Source organism: Chimaeribacter coloradensis (assembly GCF_002858715.1).
In the GTDB taxonomy this organism is placed as follows: Bacteria; Pseudomonadota; Gammaproteobacteria; order Enterobacterales; family Enterobacteriaceae; genus Chimaeribacter; species Chimaeribacter coloradensis.
The window spans coordinates 109,382-126,693 of the sequence record NZ_PJZH01000005.1 but is presented as its reverse complement, the minus strand read 5'-3'; the positions used below and the strand labels follow the sequence as shown (position 1 = coordinate 126,693).

Here is a 17,312-nt window from a genome sequence, read left to right as displayed (position 1 = left end):
TACAGGTTTAATGAGAAGATGCGTTATTCAGATGTAAAAAAAGCGGGCTGATGCCCGCTTTCTCCTTTACAGTTTTAACCCTTGCCTTACACCACCATCGACAGCAGCAAACAGCCCGCCAGCCCGCACAGGGAGATAATGGTTTCCAGCGCTGACCAGGATTTCATCGTCTCGACAATCGTCAGGTTGAAGTACTCCTTGAACAGCCAGAAGCCCGGGTCGTTAACGTGGGAGAAGATCACGCTGCCGGAGCCGACGGCGATCACCATCAGTTCCGGGCTGACGCCGGTGGTGGCGATCAGCGGCGCGGCGATGCCCCCGGCAGTGATGGCGGCCACGGTGGCAGAACCCAGCGCGATGCGCAGCACCGCCGCAATGGACCACGCCATCACCAGCGGCGAAACGTTGGTGCCGGTCATCATCGCGGCGATGTATTTGTCCACCCCGCTCTCGACCAGCACCTGCTTGAACGCCCCGCCGCCGCCGATGATCAGCAGCATCATGGCGATCAGTTTGATGGAGTCGGTCAGGGTCTGCATCACATCTTCCATCGGGCGGCCGCGGTTAAGGCCAAAGGTGAAGATGCCGATCAGCACGGCAATCAGCGTCGCCATCACCGGGTCACCAAAGAACTCCGCGTACGGCAGCAGCGCGTGGCCCTTCGGCAGCACCATCTCCGCCACGGCGCGCGCCGCCATCAGGATAACCGGCACCAGCGAGGTCGCGACGCTGACGCCAAAGCTCGGCATCTCCGCTTCGGTGAACTCTTTCGGGTTGTACATCCCCTGCGGCACCGGCTTGTCGATGCCTTTCAGGAAGCGGGCGTAAACCGGCCCGGCCAGGATCACCGTCGGGATGCCGAGCAGCGCGCCGTAGAGCAGCGTTTTGCCCATGTCCGCGTGGAACAGGGTGGCGATCGCCGTCGGCCCCGGGTGCGGCGGCAGGAAGCCGTGGGTCACCGAAAGCGCGGCCGCCATCGGCACGCCGACATAGAGCAGCGGGATGCGCGCCGAGGCGGCGATGGTAAACACCAGCGGCAGCAGCAGCACAAAGCCCACTTCGTAGAACAGCGCGAAACCGACGGTAAAGCCGGTAAGCACCACCGCCCACTGGATGTAGTCACGGCCAAATTTGTTGATCAGCGTGGTGGCGATGCGCTGCGCGCCGCCGCAGTCCGCCAGCAGTTTGCCGAGCATGGCCCCGAAGCCCATGATCAGCGCCAGGCTGCCGAGCGTGCCGCCGACGCCGGCTTTAATCGCGGCGATCACTTTGTCCACCGGCATCCCCTGCATGATGCCTACCGCCAGTGCGACCAGGATCAGGGAGATAAACCCGTTTAATTTCAGTTTGATCATAAGTATCAGCAACAGGACAACGCCAATCGCGACGATGACTAAGGGCATAATGTTTTCCACCTTTTTACCGCATTCTCCCCGTGGGTCGGGGCGCGTTCGTTTTCAATAAGACGTTTGCCGGCGAGGCGAACGGTGCAGGGTTCAGCACGCGGGCGACGCGTGAATAATCGGTTCTTTCTGTTATGTAAATGTGAAAAGAGGAGAGTGTTCTATCCTGTGATAGTAGTCACATCTCCCCTTGTTACCGGTATCATGATACCGGTAACATGCTAAGATACGGAACCCGAGTCACTGGCGAAATTCGCATTTTGAGATAGAGATCAAACTTATGGCAGGACACAGCATTATCTTGATGGGCGTTTCAGGCAGCGGTAAAACCACCGTCGGCGCCCGCGTCGCAGGCCTCATCAAGGCCAAATTCATCGATGGCGACGATCTGCACCCGCGCGCCAATATCGACAAAATGGGCAGCGGTACGCCGCTGAATGATGAGGACCGCGCGCCCTGGCTGGTTCGCCTGAGCGACGCCGCCTACAGCCTGGCCCATAAAAATGAGAACGGCATTATCGTCTGCTCCGCCCTGAAGCGCCGCTACCGCGATGCGCTGCGCGAAGGCAATGACAAGATGGTGTTTCTCTATCTCAAGGGCAGTTATGAGGTGATCCTGGAGCGTATGAAGGCGCGCAGCGGCCACTTTATGCCGACCGACCTGCTGAAAACGCAGTTTGCCGCCCTGGAAGAGCCGGGCGCGGATGAAAAAGATGTGCTGTTTGTGGATATCGACGGGGCGGACATCGAGGAAGTGGTGCGCCGCTGCGTGGAGGCGCTGAAAGCCTACCAGCGTTAAGCGCGCGCCGGGTGGCAGCTCAGATGCTGCCGCCCGGTGAGAGCGTAAAGCCGACGTCGATCATCCGCGGCGTGACGTTTTCGCCGCGCAGCCGCGCCAGCAGCCGCTCCGCGCCGATCTGCCCCATCTTCTCACGCGGCGTCAGCACACTGGCGAGCCGCGGCTCCATCGACTGGCCGATGTCGTGGCCGTGAAAACCCGCCACCGCCATATCCTGCGGGATGCGCAACCCCTGCCGCTGGCACTCAAACACCGCCCCCACGGCCAGATCGTCATTGGTACAGAAGATGCTGTCGATCTTCGGGTACTGCTGCTGCGCCTGGCGCAACAGTTCGCCCCCCGCCGAGTAGGAGGAGGAGCGCGTGGTCATCACGCTGGCGGGCTGCAACCCCGACTCGCGCATCGCCTGTTCGTAGCCCTGGTATTTGATCAGCGTCCTTTCGTCCTGCCGCGCGCCGAAGTAGACCACGTGGCGGTGGCCGCGGCCGATGATCTGCTGCGTCATCTGGCGCGCTGCCTCGAAGTTATTGAACCCCACCGCCAGATCCAGACAGGGTGAGACGCAGTCCATCAGCTCGACCACCGGGATCCCCGCCACTTCAATCATCTTCAGCGTGCGCAGCGTGTGCTGGCGTTCAGAGAGGATCAGCCCGTCGATGTTGTAGGAGAGCAGCGAGGTGAGCCGCTGCTCCTCGCGCTGCTGATGGTAGCCGTAGTGCGCCAGCATGGTCTGGTAGCCGTGCGCGTCGGTGACGCTCTCAATCCCGCGCAGCACTTCGGCAAACACCTGGTTGGTCAGGGAGGGGAGCAGCACGCCGATGGCGCGGCTTTTGGCATTGGAGAGAATGTCCGGTGCCCGGTTGGGGATGTAGCCCAGCTCATCCAGCGCGGCGGAGATTTTGGCCTGCAACGCCCCGGAAACCTGGTCCGGGTTACGCAGAAAACGGCTCACCGTCATTTTGGTGACGCCGACGCGGTCGGCAACATCCTGAAGCACTGGCCTTTTTTTCTTCATTATCAACGCGCTGGGTAAGGGTGGGCGGGGCGTTAGTGTAGCAAAAAAAAAGCCCCGGCGATATTGCGCACCCGGCGCTCAGGGGGTGAACAACTGCCCGCGCAACGGCGTGTTGTGGCCGCCGCCGGCTAGCCGCTCTACCACCTGCCGTGCCAGGGTATCCAGGGAATAGGCGATGGCAGGCAGTGGCGCGGCACCGGGCGGCGGCTGGGAGCCACCGAGGCTGAACACCATCACCTGCTGCGGCACCGCACGTTGCAGCGCGGCCAGTGCGGCCATCGCCTCGCGCCCCTGGTGGTCATCCGTGACCAGCACCGCATTACAGCCCGGGTCGTGCTTCAGCAGTGTGGCCAGCGCCGTTGCCACCGGCTGGCCGGCGTCCGGCAGCCGCTGGCGGTGGTAAGGGATCAGGTGGCTTTCCAGTGCCTGCCGGTAGCCCAGCAGGGTGTTTTCGGCGGCGTCCCCCGCCGGGTAGTTAAACAGGGCGATGTTGCGCCGCCCCTGCGCCACCAAGTAGCGGGTGGCGGTTTCAGCGGCGAAACGGTGATCCACGCCGATGCTGTTGGCGGCGGCCGGGGCGAGGCAGTCAAGCAGCAGCACGCTCTCCGGCAGTGGCGGCAGGGGGAAGCGTGCGCCGATCACCACCATCGCATCACACAGCCCGCGCCCCAGCTCCCGCACCGCGTGGGCCACGCCGTCCGGGTCGTTGGCGAAGCGCAACAGCAGGTGCTTGTTATGGCGGCGCAACTGCCCTTCCAATGCATAGAGGTAACCGGTGCCCTGCTGCATATGCTCGGTGGCACAGATCACCCCGACGCAGCCGGTGGACTGGCTGGTGAGTGACTGGGCAATGGCGTTCGGCTCATAGCCGAGGATCTCCACCGCCCGCAGCACCGCCTCGCGGCTCTCCTGCCGCACGCCCCGGCTGCCGCTGAGCACCCGCGACACCGTGGCTTTTGAAACCTGCGCCAGCCGTGACACATCATTGATATTGGCCATAGCCTGTTCCCCTTCTGCGGCCACCCGCACGCGGGCCGCGCCCGCGCCGGATGTCAGCGCTGATAAAGCCTGACCATCTCTTCGATCAGTTCGCGCGCCAGAATAGCATTCATCAGGTGATCCTGGGCATGCACCATAATCAGCGTCATCGGCGTTTTGCCCTCGCCCGCATCCTCCTCAATCAGCTGGGTCTGCACCCGGTGTGCGGCGTGGGCGTAGGTGTCTGCCTCTTTCAGCAGTGCCTGCGCCTGCCCGAAATTGCCCTCGCGCGCGGCGTACAGCGCCTCAAAACAGAGGCTGCGCGTCTGCCCGGCGTTGACAATAATCTCCATCACGGTCGTTTCCAGATCTCTCATCATGCTTCTCCCTTAATCCCAGTGTTGTTCGTGGTAAACCCGGTGTTGGTGGTAAACCCATTATTGGCGGCCGTCTCAGCGAACCATTCGCCGCTCTTTTTCACGGTGCGCTGCTGGCTGGCCAGGTCGAGCTGCACCAGGCCGTACCGGTTTTTGTAAGCGTTGCTCCAAGACCAGTTATCGATAAAGGTCCACATGTGGTAGCCGAGGCAGCGGCTCCCCTCCTGGATGCCGCGGTGCAGCCAGATCAGGTGCTCGCGCACGAATTCGATCCGGTAGTCGTCCTGAATCTGCCCCTGTTGCAGGAAACGCTGCTCGTTCTCCACGCCCATGCCGTTTTCCGAGATGAAACAGCGCGGGTTGCCGTAGTTTTCCCGCAGGTTGGTGAGGATGTCATAGATGCCCGGCTCGTAGATTTCCCAGCCGCGGTAGGGGTTCATCTTGCGCCCCGGCATCTCGTAGCTCTCAAAGAACCACTCCGGCATAAAGGGGCTGTCGGGGTTGACCAGGCTGTCGCGGCATTTGATGCGGCGCGGCTGGTAGTAGTTGATGCCGAGCAGATCCACCACGCCCTCCGCCAGCAGTTCGCGGTCACCGCTGCGGCATTCCGGCAGTTGCCCGTGCTCGCCCAGCAGCGCCACCAGCTCTTCCGGGTAGTGGCCGCGCAGCGCCGGGTCGAGGAAGCTGCGGTTAAACATCAGATCGGCGATATTCGCCGCCTTCACGTCCGCCGGGTTCTGCGAACGTGGGTAGGAGGGCGTCAGGTTGAGGATAATGCCGATCTGCGCCTCCGGGTGGGCCTGCGGCTGCTGCTGCCAGCGGCGGAAACGGCGCACCGCCTCCGCATGGGCCAGCATGGTGTGGTAGGCCACGGTGGCGGCGCGCCTGAAATCCACCACGTTCGGGTAGTGGAAATCGTAGAGGTAACCGCCCTCCACCGGCACCACCGGCTCATTGAAGGTAAACCAGTGCGCCACGCGGTCACCGAACAGCGTAAAACAGGTCTCAGCGTAGTCCGCGTAAGCGGCCACCACCTCGCGGCTCTCCCAGCCGCCCTCCTCCTGCAGACACATCGGCATGTCGAAGTGGAACAGGTTGATAAACGGCATGATGCCCTGCGCCAGCAGCTCGTCAATCACCTGGTTATAGAACGCCACCGCCTGCGGGTTGGGTTCGCCGCGCCCGTTTGGCAGCAGCCGCGCCCAGGAGATCGAAGTGCGGAAGCTGTTGTGGCCGGTGCGCTTTAACAGCGCGATATCCTCGCGCCAGTGCTGGTAGAAGGTCGAGGTGTGTTGCGGGCCGACCTGCTGGTGGAAGCGCCCCGGCTGCTCGCGGAACCAGCGATCCCAGATGGTTTCGCTTTTGCCGAAGTTCAGGCTTTCGCCCTCGGTCTGCGGCGCCGAACTGGCGCTGCCCCACCAAAAATTGTCCGGAAACTGATAGTGCATGTTGTCCCTCACGTTAGGTTGACGGCAAAAGCCGGGTTACTGGCTGAGCGCGACGCCGGCGCGTTCCTGTTGGGCGTTTTCCTGCTCCTGGCGCAACAGGGTACGTTCGTAGGCTTTCAGGAACGGGTAGTACATCACTGCGGAAAGCACCATACAGAACAGGCACATAATCACCGGGCTGAAGGCCCAGTTGGCCGCCCAGGAGGCCCCGATCGGTGCCGGGGTGGTCCACGGCGTCAGCGACACCACCTGCGCGACCCAGCCCAGCTTGGTGGCGATATAGGCAAAGGTGGCGTTCAGCATCGGCACCAGGATGAACGGCAGGAACAGCACCGGGTTCATGATAATCGGCGTGCCGAACAGGATCGGTTCGTTGATGTTGAAGAAGCTCGGCACCACGCCCATCTTGCCGATGGTGCGCAGGTGAATGGCCCGGCTGCGCAGCAGCAGGAACGCCAGCGGCAACGTGGAGCCGACGCCGCCGATCAGCAGGTAGTGGTCCCAGAAGCCCTGTAAATAGATGTGCGGCAGCGCGCCCCCGGCGGACAATGCGCTCTGGTTCAGCGCCAGGTTGGTCATCCAGAACGGGTTCATGATGCCGGTGACAATCAGCGCGCCGTGGATACCGGCAAACCAGAGGATCTGGCAGATCAGCACCGAAATCAGGATGGCCGGCAGGGAGTCCGACGCGGAGACCAGCGGGGCCAGCAGGTGCATAATCGCTTCCGGGATGATCATGCCGGTGGTGGATTCGATCAGCAGGTTAAGCGGGTGCAGGGTGGCGACGATGACGATCACCGGGATCAGGATCTCAAACGACCGCGCCACGCCGGTCGGCACCTCTTTCGGCAACCGGATGGTGATGTTGCGCCGCTTCAGGAAGTGGTAGACCTCGGTGCAGTAGATGCCGGTCAGGATGGCGGTAAAAATGCCCTGGCCGGAGAAGTATTGCGTGGAGATCTGGCCGTCATGGTAGGGGGCAGCCACCAGCAAAAAGCCGCTGAGCGCCAGCAGCCCGGTCATGATCGGGTCGAGCTGGTACTGTTTGCCGAGGCTCGAGCCGATACCGACGGCGATGAAGAAGGTCATCACCCCCATGCTGAGGTTGAACGGCAGCATCAGCTGTTCGCGGTAACGCAGGGAGAAGTCCAGCCAGGCGCGGGCGAAGCCGAGAGTGGTATCGGCGGCGAACGGCGGGAAGATAAACACCAGCATAAAGGAGCCGATGATCATAAACGGCAATGCCGAAGTAAAGCCGTCGCGGATGGCGATAATGTACTTTTGCTGACCCAGTGCCCCGGCCAGTGGGGTAATTTTCTGTTCAATTACCTCCACCATCGCCTGATATAAGCTGCTCATAACCCTACCCCGTTCAGTCGTTCAAAAAGAAGAATCGGGCATGTTACCGCTATGCTGCATGCCATATTCCAGCCGTGGCCTCTGGGCCGGGTTCTATTTGAAACAGACATGGAAACCGGTTTCCATTACTGCGCCCGGAATTTGGGAGCGCTTTCAAATTTCCGGCAAACACCCTGTTACCATTGTGAAGTGCTTCACGGATTGCGCTTAAATATTCATCAACCCATTCACGGCGGGCTAACGGGGGACTAACAGAAGGGAGGGGATGGAAAATCACTGCGCGCCGGTCAGCGCGCAACGGGCCCGTTACCCGGGCAGGCATCTGGCATGTCAGTATTTCATCAACACCACCAGGTAGATACCGCACACAATCACCGTGACCGCGACGGCAACAATCATTGCGATGCGGCTGTCGGAGTTTTGCTTGTTCTTCCAGTTCACAATGCAGCCGCCGGTGATCAGGCTACAGACCCAGCTCATTACGGCAAATGTCATCAACATAGTCGCTTATCTCCTTATTTTTGCTCTCGCCATCAGTAATCGTAACCCTGTCATGATGTTAGTTTAGCCTGCTCTTAGCATTCTGTGCGGCAGCATGGCGATTAAGTCACCCCGGGCGAGGCAGCCCACACCTTCTGAACACTAAAAAAGGGCGATGCCTGCGCATCGCCCTTTTCACGTCAGCTGTTGTAAGCCGCGGGTATTACACCGGCGGCAGGTCAAACAGCAGCACTTCACTCTCTTCACCGGCCTGGATCTCGAGATGGGCTTCATCCCAGATGGCGAAGGCGTCACTTTTCCCGGCGGGCTGGCCGTTGACCGTCACGGCACCGCGTACCACCTGAATCCAGATGCGGCGGCCGTTTTCAATCTCATAGCTGCCCTGCTCACCCTGTTTCAGCGCCCAGCGCGACAAGGTCATGTCCTGGAACACTTTCAGCGAACCGTCCCGTGCATCCGGTGACAGCACCAGCTGGCGGCCCTGCGGGGCATCGAACATCCGCTGCTCATAGCGCGGCGGCAGGCCCTGGGTGTCCGGGATGATCCAGATCTGGTAGAGGTGCAGCGGCGCGTCGTCGCGGCCGTTGTACTCCGAGTGTTTCACGCCGGTGCCGGCGCTCATGATCTGGAACTCACCCGCATGGATCTGCTCTTTGTTGCCCATGCTGTCCTGGTGCTCCACAGTGCCGGAGAGCACGTAGGTCAGGATTTCCATGTCTTTGTGCGGGTGGGTGCCGAACCCCTGCCCGGCATCGATCACATCTTCGTTAATCACCCGCAGCGCCGAGAAGCCCATAAAGCTCGGGTCGTAATAATTAGCGAATGAGAAGGTGTGCCAGCTGTCCAGCCAGCCGTGGTTAGCGTGGCCGCGATCTTCTGCTTTACGTAAGTAAATCATGTTCAATTCTCCTCAATGTTTTCACTTAGTCTAGCGGCGGGCCGGGAATAAGAAAGCGTAAAAACTTAACGCCTCTGGTCAAAAAAAGTGAATGAGTTCACGGCGCTTGCACAAAGAGATTGAGGGGGAAAGGGAAATGGCAGGCAAAAAAAAAGCCAGCACCCGAGCTGGCTTAAAATAATACTGGAAGCAATGTGAGCAATGTCGTGCCTTCACAGGGAAACCTCAGCATGTCAGTGCGGCTCCCCGGAACGCATGACAATAATAATCATTATCATTCGTATCTGTAAAGCCTTTTTTTAACCAATTTCTTGCTTGACCGGAAAAATAAAGCAGATAATTTAAGGGGTTATTATCCCCCCCTGCAAGGAGCCTGTTATGGAGATCACCGTCCGCCACGCCATCCTGGAAGATGCCGCTGCCCTGCACCGCCTCTACAGCGAACCGGCGCTCTACCGCGATACGTTGCAACTTCCCTATTCGCCGGTGACCCGCTGGGAAGAGCGCCTGACGAACCCGGCCCCCGACACCTGCAACCTGGTGGCCCTGCTGGACGGTGTTCTCGCCGGGCAACTGATGCTGAGCCACAACCCCACGCCGCGCCGCCGCCATGTGGCCACCTTCGGCATGGGCGTGTCGACGGAGTATCAGGGGCATGGCGTCGGCAGCAAGCTGCTGGGTGCGGCGGTGGATCTCTGTGATAACTGGCTCGGGGTGAAGCGCATGGAGCTGACGGTCTATACCGACAACCATGCCGCGCTGGCGCTTTACCGCAAGTTCGGCTTTGAGGTAGAGGGCACCAGCCCGCAATTTGCGATGCGTGACGGCGTGCTGGTGGACGCGCACCATATGGGCCGGCTGAAAGAGAGAGTGCATCAGGTTCCCTGCTGATGCCGCCCGGATAGGCGATGTTCGCGGCAGAAGGTAAAAAGCCACCCCTGAACCGGGTGGCTTTTTTGTCTTCGTTGCGGGTTTTCACGCGGCGTTTATAACCCGGCAAACTCGCGGATATAGTTGCGCGCTTTCACGGCGTATTCGAACGGGTTGGCCAGCGCCGGGTCCTGTTCCGCCTCCACCACCATCCAGCCTTTGTAGCCGCGCTGGTCCAGCAGGGCAAACACCGGGCGGAAGTCGATCACCCCGTCACCCGGCACGGTGAAGGTGCCCATGCGCACGCCGTCCAGGAAGCTGAGGCGGTTGGCGCGCACCTCTGCCACTTTTTCGTCACGCACATCTTTCAGGTGGATGTGGTTGATGCGCGGCAGGTGCTTCTCCAGCACCGCCATCATCACCTGCTGCGAGCCTTCGGAGTAGTAGAGGTGGCCGGTATCAAACAGCAGGTAGACGTCATCATTCACCAGCGCCATAAAGCGGTCAATCTCCGCCGGGGTCTGGATGGCGGTACCCATATGGTGATGCAGGCAGACCTGCATCCCCTTCTCCGCCGCGATCTTCGCCAGCTGGTTATAGCCCTCAGCCACCCGCTGCCACTCGTCGTCGGTGAAGTGCGGCTTCTCGTCAAACACGGCTTTGGTGGTGCACTGGATGCTTTTGCTCTGTTCGGAGCAGCCGATCACCTTCGCGCCCATCTCATGCAGGAAATTCATGTGGTTGACGAACTCGTCGATGGTTTTCTCTTTCTGGCCATCGGCGAAAAAGGTGCTGAACCAGGCGTTGCAGATGCGGATGCCGCGCGCGTCCAGCATCCGTTTCAGCAGCGCGGTATCACGCGGGTATTTGCCGCCGACCTCGCTGCCGGTGAACCCGGCCAGCGCCATTTCACTGACGCACTGCTGGAAAGTATTTTCACTGCCCAGATCCGGCATGTCGTCGTTGGTCCAGCCAATCGGCGCGATTGCCAGTTTGATGTTCTCTTTGTTCATGGGGGAAGCCTCGCCTGCCCGTGGGCAGGAAAACATTATTTAACCAACAGTTCCCGCTCGATGCGCTCGCGGGTCTCGACAGCCTGATACTTCATCTTTTCCGGGTAACCAAACAGCGATGCGGCAATGATCGGCTCGCCGCCCACCTTGAAGGTTTTGTTGGCGAAATCCATCTCGCGCAGGGTTTTGAACAGGGTTTCGAAGTCCACTTCCCCTTCGCCGATGCCGACGTGCTGATGCACCGCCGCATCCACGCCCGGCGGGTTGACGATGTAACGGCAATGTTTGGTATGGTTATGGGTGTCAGCGATCAGCACATGGGAGAGATCGTCCCCTGCATAACGCAGCATGTTCGCCACATCGCCGACCCCTTTGTCATAGAAGAAGGTGTGCGGCACGCTGTAGAGGTATTTCACGTTGTCGCTGCGCAGGGACTTCACCAGATCGCAGGTTTCGTTGTTCAGTTCGCAGAAGTCCCACGGGTGGGACTGGATCTCCATGCGGATGCCTTCGCGCTCGATGATCGGCAGCAGCTCCTCCATCGACCGGTACCACAGCTCCTCGCAGATCTCCGGCTCGTTCGGGTTACCGGCCAGCTCGGTGTTAATCACCTGCACGCCCATCTCGACGGCGATCTCAATCATCCGTTTCCAGTTTTTCACCGCCGCCACACGGCGATCCTCACCGGGGCCGGACCAGCGGTAGACCACGATAAACGATGAGATCTCGACGCCGGTGGCCTTCAGTGCATTGCGGTACTCCGCCATCACTTCACGGCTGGCTTTCGGGTGCTTGTAGAACGGGTTGATCTGCGGGTGCGGCGACTGCTCAATGTAGCGGTAGCCCCACTCCGCCACCTGATGCACCATCCTGGTAATGCCCATATCCTTGATGACGTCGACATCAAACGCGATTTTCATGGTCTCTTCCTAAAGTCAGTGTGAAGCCACCGGGCCGCCGGCGGCCCGGTGAAAAAAGGGGTCAGCCGGCCGTGTTGCCGTAGAAGCCCGGGCGCGCCGGCAGGGTCACCGGCACGATCTCACCGCTGAGCTGGGCGGCCACGCAGGCATCGGCGGTCACGGCGGCGGCGTAGCCATCCCAGGCGGACGGCCCGGTGAGCTGCCCGGCCAGCACGTCGTTGATAAAGCCCTGCAACTCAACGTCATAGGCGTCAATGAAGCGCTGTTTCCAGTCGGTGAGGATCTCTGTGGAGAGCTTCGCCGCGCTGCGCAGCTGCACGGATGACGGCTCCGGCAGGCGGGCGATGCCGGTTTCCCCCACCACCTCGCACTGGATGTCATAGCCATAGCGGCAGTTGACGAAGATTTCGACGTCAATGCGCGTGCCTTTCGCCGTCTCGAACAGCACGATTTGCGGATCTTTCAGGTGGCTGAGGGCGTTGGAGGTTTTGCGCGGGAAGACCACCTGCACGGAGACGTAGTCGTCATCCAGCAGCCAGCGCAGCACGTCGATCTCATGGATCAGCGTGTCGGTAATTGCCATATCAGTGGTGTAGCTGTCGCCCACTTCCGGGTTGCGGTGCGCGCAGTGCAGCATCAGCGGCTCGCCAATCTGCCCGCTGCCGATCACCGCTTTCAGCGCGCGGTAGCCGCGGTCATAGGGGCGCATAAAGCCGACCTGCACCAGCCGTTTGCCGTGGCGCGCTTCCGCCTCAACGATGCGCTTGCAGCCTTCGGCCGTCACCGCCAGCGGTTTCTCGCAGAACACCGGCTTCCCGGCCTGAATGGCGGAGAGCACAAACTCCTCGTGGCTCGGCCCCCAGGAGGTGACCAGCACCGCATCCACTTCCGGCGCGTTGATCAGGTCATGGCCGTTTTCATAGACTTTGGCATCCAGCCGCTGGTTGATCACCACGTTGGCTGCATGGTCAGCATTGATGTCGTTTACCGCGACAACGCGCGCGCCCTGAAGCACTTTGGTACAACGGCGGATATGATCCTGGCCGATTGCGCCGGTGCCGATAACGCCAATATTCAGTGACATAGTTGAAACTCCTCTGGATTCAGGTCACGGGCTGCCCGCCCGCATACGTGTTATTCATCGCATACGGCTTAATTGCGCTTAATGGTTAACGGCGTGAAGCGGTAGAACCGGGCAGCCGCGGCCGCCCGGTGAATCAGTAGTCGCGCGCTTTGCTGATGTTGTGGTTCAGCATCTCCGCCACCTGCTGGATGCGGCTGCTTTCCGAGACCTGCGCGCCGCCGACGCGCCACCAGCTGAAGTACTTGTGCACCATGGTTTTCGGCAGCACTTTGATGTCTATCAGCGTGGAGACAGTCTGTTTGCGCGCATCCTCCAGCGCCTCGCGCAATTGCGCATAGGTGGTGACGCGGTAGGTTTTGCAGCCGTAGGCCTGGGCCAGCATGGCGAAATCCACCGGCACGAAGCCGCCGGTCAGGCTGTTGGTTTCCGCGTCGCGGAAGCGGAACTCGGTGCTGAAGCTGTTCATGCCGTGTTCCATCTGCAGGTTGTTGATGCAGCCATTGGTCATGTTGTCGAGCAGCACCACGTTAATTTTGCAGCCTTCCTGAATTGAGGTGACCAGCTCGGAGTGCAGCATCATGAAGGAGCCGTCGCCCAGCAGCGTATAAACCTCACGGTCCGGCTCCGCCAGCTTGACGCCCAGCGAGGCATTCACCTCATACCCCATACACGAGTAGCCATATTCGACGTGGTAACCGTTGACGCCGGTGGTACGCCAGACGCGCTGCAAATCGCCCGGCAAACTGCCGGAAGCCGCCACGATCACCGCGTCCTGCGGCAGGCACTCATTCAGCGTGCCCAGCACTTTGCTTTGCGTCAGCACGGAGTTGGTCTGTTCAATAAATTCGGCGAACACCTTTTTCCGGTCGAGATGGTCGTCGATCTCCGGCACAAATTCTTCGCCGCTGTATTCGACCTGGTAGACCCGGTCAACCTCACGGTAGAGGCTTTCCCGCGCTGCGCGGATGGCGTCACCCCACTGGGCGCGGTAGCCGGTGTCAGCCAGCCGCGGTGCCAGGGCATCCAGCGCTTCGCGGGCGTCTGCCAGCAGCTGCACGCCGTCGAGCTTGCCGGCATCAAAGGCGCTGACGTTGAGGTTAAGGAAGGCCACCTCCGGGTTCTGGAAAATCCATTTCGAGGAGGTGGTGAAGTCGGTGTAACGGGTGCCGATGCCGATCACCAGATCGGCCTCTTTGGCCAGCGTATTGGCCGCCAGGCTGCCGGTTTCGCCGATGCCGCCGAGGTTCAGCGGGTGCTCCGAGACAATCGCGCCCTTGCCCGCCTGGGTTTCAGCAAACGGAATCGCGAACTGTTCGGCAAACTGCTGTAACGCCGCCGCCGCTGCCCCATATTTCACCCCGCCGCCGCAGACAATCAGCGGCTTGCGCTTGCCGGCCAGCAGCGCCAGCGCATCCTGCAACATGCCCTCAGTCGGCAGGCGGCGGTCCATACGGTGCACCCGTTTCTGGAAGAAGTAGTCGGGGTAGTCATAGGCTTCGCCCTGCACATCCTGCGGCAGGGAGAGCGTTACCGCGCCGGTTTCTGCCGGGTCGGTCAGTACCCGCATCGCGTTGAGGCAGGCGCTCATCAGCTGCTCCGGCCGTGAGATGCGGTCCCAATATTTGCTTACGGCGCGGAAGGCGTCGTTGGTGCTGATGCTGAGATCGTGAGACTGTTCAATCTGTTGCAGCACCGGGTCGGGCTGGCGGGTGGCGAACACATCCCCCGGCAGCAGCAGCAGCGGGATGCGGTTGGCGGTGGCGGTCGCCGCGGCGGTGACCATATTGGCCGAGCCCGGCCCCACGGAGGCGCTGCAGGCGTAGATTTCACGGCGCAGTTTCTGTTTGGCGTAGCCGATGGCGGCGTGCGCCATGCCCTGCTCATTGCGCCCCTGATGCACCACCAGCGAGCCGCAATCCTGTTCCAGCGCCTGCCCCAGCCCCAGCACGTTGCCGTGGCCGAAAATGGCAAAAATCCCTTTGACGAATTTGTGCTCAGCCCCATCCACCAGGACATATTGGTTATCCAGGAACTTAACCAGCGCCTGCGCCATCGTGAGTCTCGTCTTAGCCATTGTTGTACCCTTCCTGTTTGCGTTGTCCGGTGGCAGCGGGCCGTGGAGCGGCTACCCTTTCAGCCCGGTGGGGTGAAACGTGGAGGGATTATAAACAAATTTTTTTTCCACAAAATCCCATTCCAGAAGAAACATTTCATTTTGCGAGAGAGATCAAAAAATGAAATAAAACGTCCATTCACCTTTTTGCCACATGCCTGTTACCCCGACATGACAATTCAACGGGTTATCGGCGCTTTCATCCTCAGTGTGACCCGACGCACACCCACTTTGCGGCCTGTTCTAACCCTGATGCAGCGCGGTTTTGCCGCGATTCCGGCCAGAAAGCCACGGGTCAGAAAGGCAGCCGTTTAATCCCCCTCACAATTCTGGTTTTCTAATTTCATTCATTCTTGTATTTGAAATTTTTATTCCTCATACTGCGACAAAATGCTTCTTCACCCCCCTTTAAAGAAGGAATCTGGTATGGCGACACACCCAAAACAGCTGGATGTCATCTGTATTGGCCGCATTGCGGTTGACCTGTATGGTCAGCAGATCGGTGCCCGGCTGGAAGATATGAGCACGTTTTCCAAGTACCTCGGCGGTTCATCCGGCAATGTGGCTTACGGCACGGCCATTCAGGGGCTGAAGTCCGCCATGCTGGCGCGCGTCGGTGATGAGCATAACGGCCGCTTCCTGCGTGAAACGCTGCAACGGGCGGGCGTGGACACCCAATACCTGATCACCGACACCCAACGCCTGACCGCGCTGGTGATGCTCGGCATCAAGGATCAGGAGACCTTTCCGCTGATCTTCTACCGCGATAACTGCGCCGACATGGGGCTGGTGCCCGAGGATATCGACGAAAATTACATCGCCTCCGCGCGCGCCGTGGCGGTGACCGGCACCCACCTCTCCCACCCCGATACCCGCGCCGCGGTGCTGAAAGCGCTGGATTACGCCCGTAAACATGGCCTGCGCACCGCGCTGGACATCGACTACCGGCCGGTGCTCTGGGGGCTGACCTCACTGGGCGACGGCGAAACGCGGTTTATTGAGTCCGAACCGGTGACCCGCCAGCTCCAGCAGGTGCTGGACAAGTTTGACCTGATCGTCGGTACCGAAGAGGAGTTCCATATCGCCGGCGGCAGCACCGACACCCTGACGGCGCTGGCGAATGTGCGCCGCCACACCCAGGCTGCGCTGGTCTGCAAGCGTGGCGCACAGGGCTGCTCGGTGTTTGAGGGCGCGATCCCGGAAGGGTGGGATCAGGTCAAACTGCATTCGGGCGTGCGGGTAGATGTGTTGAATGTGCTGGGCGCGGGCGATGCCTTTATGTCCGGTTTGCTGCGCGGCTACCTCAATGACGAGGGCTGGGACCAGGCCTGCCGCTACGCCAACGCCTGCGGGGCGCTGGTGGTGTCACGCCACGGCTGCGCCCCGGCGATGCCGACCAAAGAGGAGCTGGACGACTACCTGAAGCGCGACACCGGGGTGAAACGCCCGGATCGCGACGTGCGCCTCAACCATCTGCATCGCGTCACCACCCGCACACAGGCGTGGCCGGAGCTGTGCGTTTTCGCCTTCGACCACCGTAAACAGCTTGAAGAGATGGCGGACGAAGCCGGAACGGACTACCAGAAAATCCCGGTGCTGAAACAGCTGCTGCTCCAGGCCGCCCGCGAGGCCGCCACCGAGGCGGGGCTGGCGCATAACAGCGGCATCCTGGCCGATACCACTTACGGCCAGCCGGCGCTGAACGCCATCACCGGCCAGGGCTGGTGGATCGGCCGCCCGATTGAGATGCCCGGCTCGCGCCCGCTGCGGCTGGAGCACGGCAACCTTGGCTCGCAGCTGGTGAGCTGGCCGCTGGAGCATGTGGTGAAATGCCTGGTGTTCTACCACCCGCAAGATCCGGAGGCGTTACGCCGGGAACAGGAGGCGCAGTTGCTCGACGTCTGGCGCGCCTGCTGCCAGAGCGGCCATGAACTGCTGCTGGAGGTGATTCTGCCGGAGAACAGCCCTGACAAAGATGAGCGCTTCTACGTGGAGTCCCTGGCGCGCTTCTACCAGCTCGGCATCCAGCCGGACTGGTGGAAACTGCCGCCGCTCTCCGTCAGCGGCTGGGAACAGGTCGGCAAGGTGATTGAAGCCAACGACCCGCACTGCCGGGGCGTGGTAATCCTCGGCCTGGACGCGCCGGAAGCGGAGCTGAAAGCGGGCTTTGCCGAGGCTGCCGCCGCGCCGTGGGTGAAAGGCTTCGCCGTGGGCCGCACCATCTTCGGCCAGGCGTCACGCCAGTGGCTGCAGGGTGAACTGGATGACGCCGCGCTGATCCGCCAGGTGAAACAGAACTACCTGACGCTGATCGGTTACTGGCGTGACGTGCGCCCCCTGCCGGACGCCCTGAAACAGTAACAGTCTGAAACGGCTCCTGCGGGGGCCGTTTTTTATGGCCGGTGACAGCGCCTTTTCCGCTATTTTTTAAGCGATCTGTGAGCCTTTTCAAGGTCCGATGAAATAAATCCGGGGTTCAGCCACATTAAATGAAATTTTCGATTCATCTGGTAGAATAGCCACAATGAAAACGT

The 17,312-nt window shown here is 60.8% G+C and carries 15 protein-coding genes; 3 read left to right on the top strand and 12 right to left on the bottom strand.

Annotated features, from left to right (window positions below; genetic code table 11):
- Positions 1–86: 86 nt before the first annotated feature.
- Positions 87–1,403, bottom strand: a complete 1,317-nt coding sequence (gene gntT, locus CYR32_RS07985; RefSeq protein WP_101823950.1) for a gluconate transporter — start codon at positions 1,401–1,403, stop codon at positions 87–89.
- 280 nt (positions 1,404–1,683) lie between these two features.
- Here gntT and CYR32_RS07980 point away from each other — a divergent pair, with 280 nt between their 5' ends.
- Positions 1,684–2,202, top strand: coding sequence for a gluconokinase (locus CYR32_RS07980; RefSeq protein ID WP_101823859.1), 519 nt, complete (start codon positions 1,684–1,686; stop codon positions 2,200–2,202).
- A gap of 19 nt (positions 2,203–2,221) precedes the next feature.
- Here CYR32_RS07980 and gntR read toward each other — a convergent pair whose 3' ends face one another.
- From gntR to CYR32_RS07950, 7 genes are all read right to left on the bottom strand, one after another.
- A complete protein-coding gene (gntR, locus tag CYR32_RS07975) occupies positions 2,222–3,217 on the bottom strand; it encodes a gluconate operon transcriptional repressor GntR (protein ID WP_101823858.1) in 996 nt (331 codons plus the stop codon).
- A gap of 78 nt (positions 3,218–3,295) precedes the next feature.
- Positions 3,296–4,216, bottom strand: coding sequence for a LacI family DNA-binding transcriptional regulator (locus CYR32_RS07970; RefSeq protein WP_101823857.1), 921 nt, complete (start codon positions 4,214–4,216; stop codon positions 3,296–3,298).
- A gap of 53 nt (positions 4,217–4,269) precedes the next feature.
- The gene (locus CYR32_RS07965; RefSeq protein ID WP_101823856.1) at positions 4,270–4,575 is read right to left on the bottom strand and encodes a PTS lactose/cellobiose transporter subunit IIA; all 306 of its coding nucleotides are present in this window, start codon (positions 4,573–4,575) and stop codon (positions 4,270–4,272) included.
- Entirely contained in the window at positions 4,572–6,020 is a 1,449-nt protein-coding gene (locus CYR32_RS07960; protein ID WP_165698202.1) for a glycoside hydrolase family 1 protein, read from the bottom strand. Before CYR32_RS07960 ends, CYR32_RS07965 begins: the two co-directional genes overlap by 4 nt.
- Before the next feature lie 36 nt (positions 6,021–6,056).
- Complete coding sequence (locus tag CYR32_RS07955; RefSeq protein WP_101823854.1) at positions 6,057–7,379, bottom strand: PTS sugar transporter subunit IIC; 1,323 nt, start codon at positions 7,377–7,379, stop codon at positions 6,057–6,059.
- 330 nt (positions 7,380–7,709) lie between these two features.
- Positions 7,710–7,880 carry a hypothetical protein gene (locus CYR32_RS21665; protein WP_165698201.1) on the bottom strand — a complete coding sequence of 57 codons (171 nt, stop codon included), beginning with the start codon at positions 7,878–7,880 and terminating at the stop codon, positions 7,710–7,712.
- 202 nt (positions 7,881–8,082) lie between these two features.
- Positions 8,083–8,778, bottom strand: coding sequence for a pirin family protein (locus CYR32_RS07950; protein ID WP_101823853.1), 696 nt, complete (start codon positions 8,776–8,778; stop codon positions 8,083–8,085).
- 378 nt (positions 8,779–9,156) lie between these two features.
- Between CYR32_RS07950 and CYR32_RS07940 the strand changes: the two genes are divergently transcribed.
- Positions 9,157–9,669 carry a GNAT family N-acetyltransferase gene (locus CYR32_RS07940; RefSeq protein WP_101823852.1) on the top strand — a complete coding sequence of 171 codons (513 nt, stop codon included), beginning with the start codon at positions 9,157–9,159 and terminating at the stop codon, positions 9,667–9,669.
- Between the two features lie 95 nt (positions 9,670–9,764).
- Here CYR32_RS07940 and iolE read toward each other — a convergent pair whose 3' ends face one another.
- The 4 genes from iolE to iolD form a co-directional block, all read right to left on the bottom strand.
- Positions 9,765–10,661, bottom strand: a complete 897-nt coding sequence (gene iolE, locus CYR32_RS07935) for a myo-inosose-2 dehydratase (RefSeq protein WP_101823851.1) — start codon at positions 10,659–10,661, stop codon at positions 9,765–9,767.
- Between the two features lie 35 nt (positions 10,662–10,696).
- Positions 10,697–11,581: a sugar phosphate isomerase/epimerase family protein gene (locus tag CYR32_RS07930; RefSeq protein WP_101823850.1), complete on the bottom strand. Its 885-nt coding sequence runs from the start codon at positions 11,579–11,581 to the stop codon at positions 10,697–10,699.
- Positions 11,582–11,642: 61 nt separating this feature from the next.
- Positions 11,643–12,665, bottom strand: a complete 1,023-nt coding sequence (gene iolG / locus CYR32_RS07925) for a bifunctional inositol 2-dehydrogenase/D-chiro-inositol 1-dehydrogenase (protein ID WP_101823849.1) — start codon at positions 12,663–12,665, stop codon at positions 11,643–11,645.
- Between the two features lie 133 nt (positions 12,666–12,798).
- Positions 12,799–14,739, bottom strand: a complete 1,941-nt coding sequence (gene iolD / locus CYR32_RS07920; protein WP_101823848.1) for a 3D-(3,5/4)-trihydroxycyclohexane-1,2-dione acylhydrolase (decyclizing) — start codon at positions 14,737–14,739, stop codon at positions 12,799–12,801.
- A gap of 465 nt (positions 14,740–15,204) precedes the next feature.
- Between iolD and CYR32_RS07915 the strand changes: the two genes are divergently transcribed.
- The gene (locus CYR32_RS07915; protein WP_101823847.1) at positions 15,205–17,139 is read left to right on the top strand and encodes a bifunctional 5-dehydro-2-deoxygluconokinase/5-dehydro-2-deoxyphosphogluconate aldolase; all 1,935 of its coding nucleotides are present in this window, start codon (positions 15,205–15,207) and stop codon (positions 17,137–17,139) included.
- The last annotated feature ends 173 nt before the right edge of the window (positions 17,140–17,312 follow it).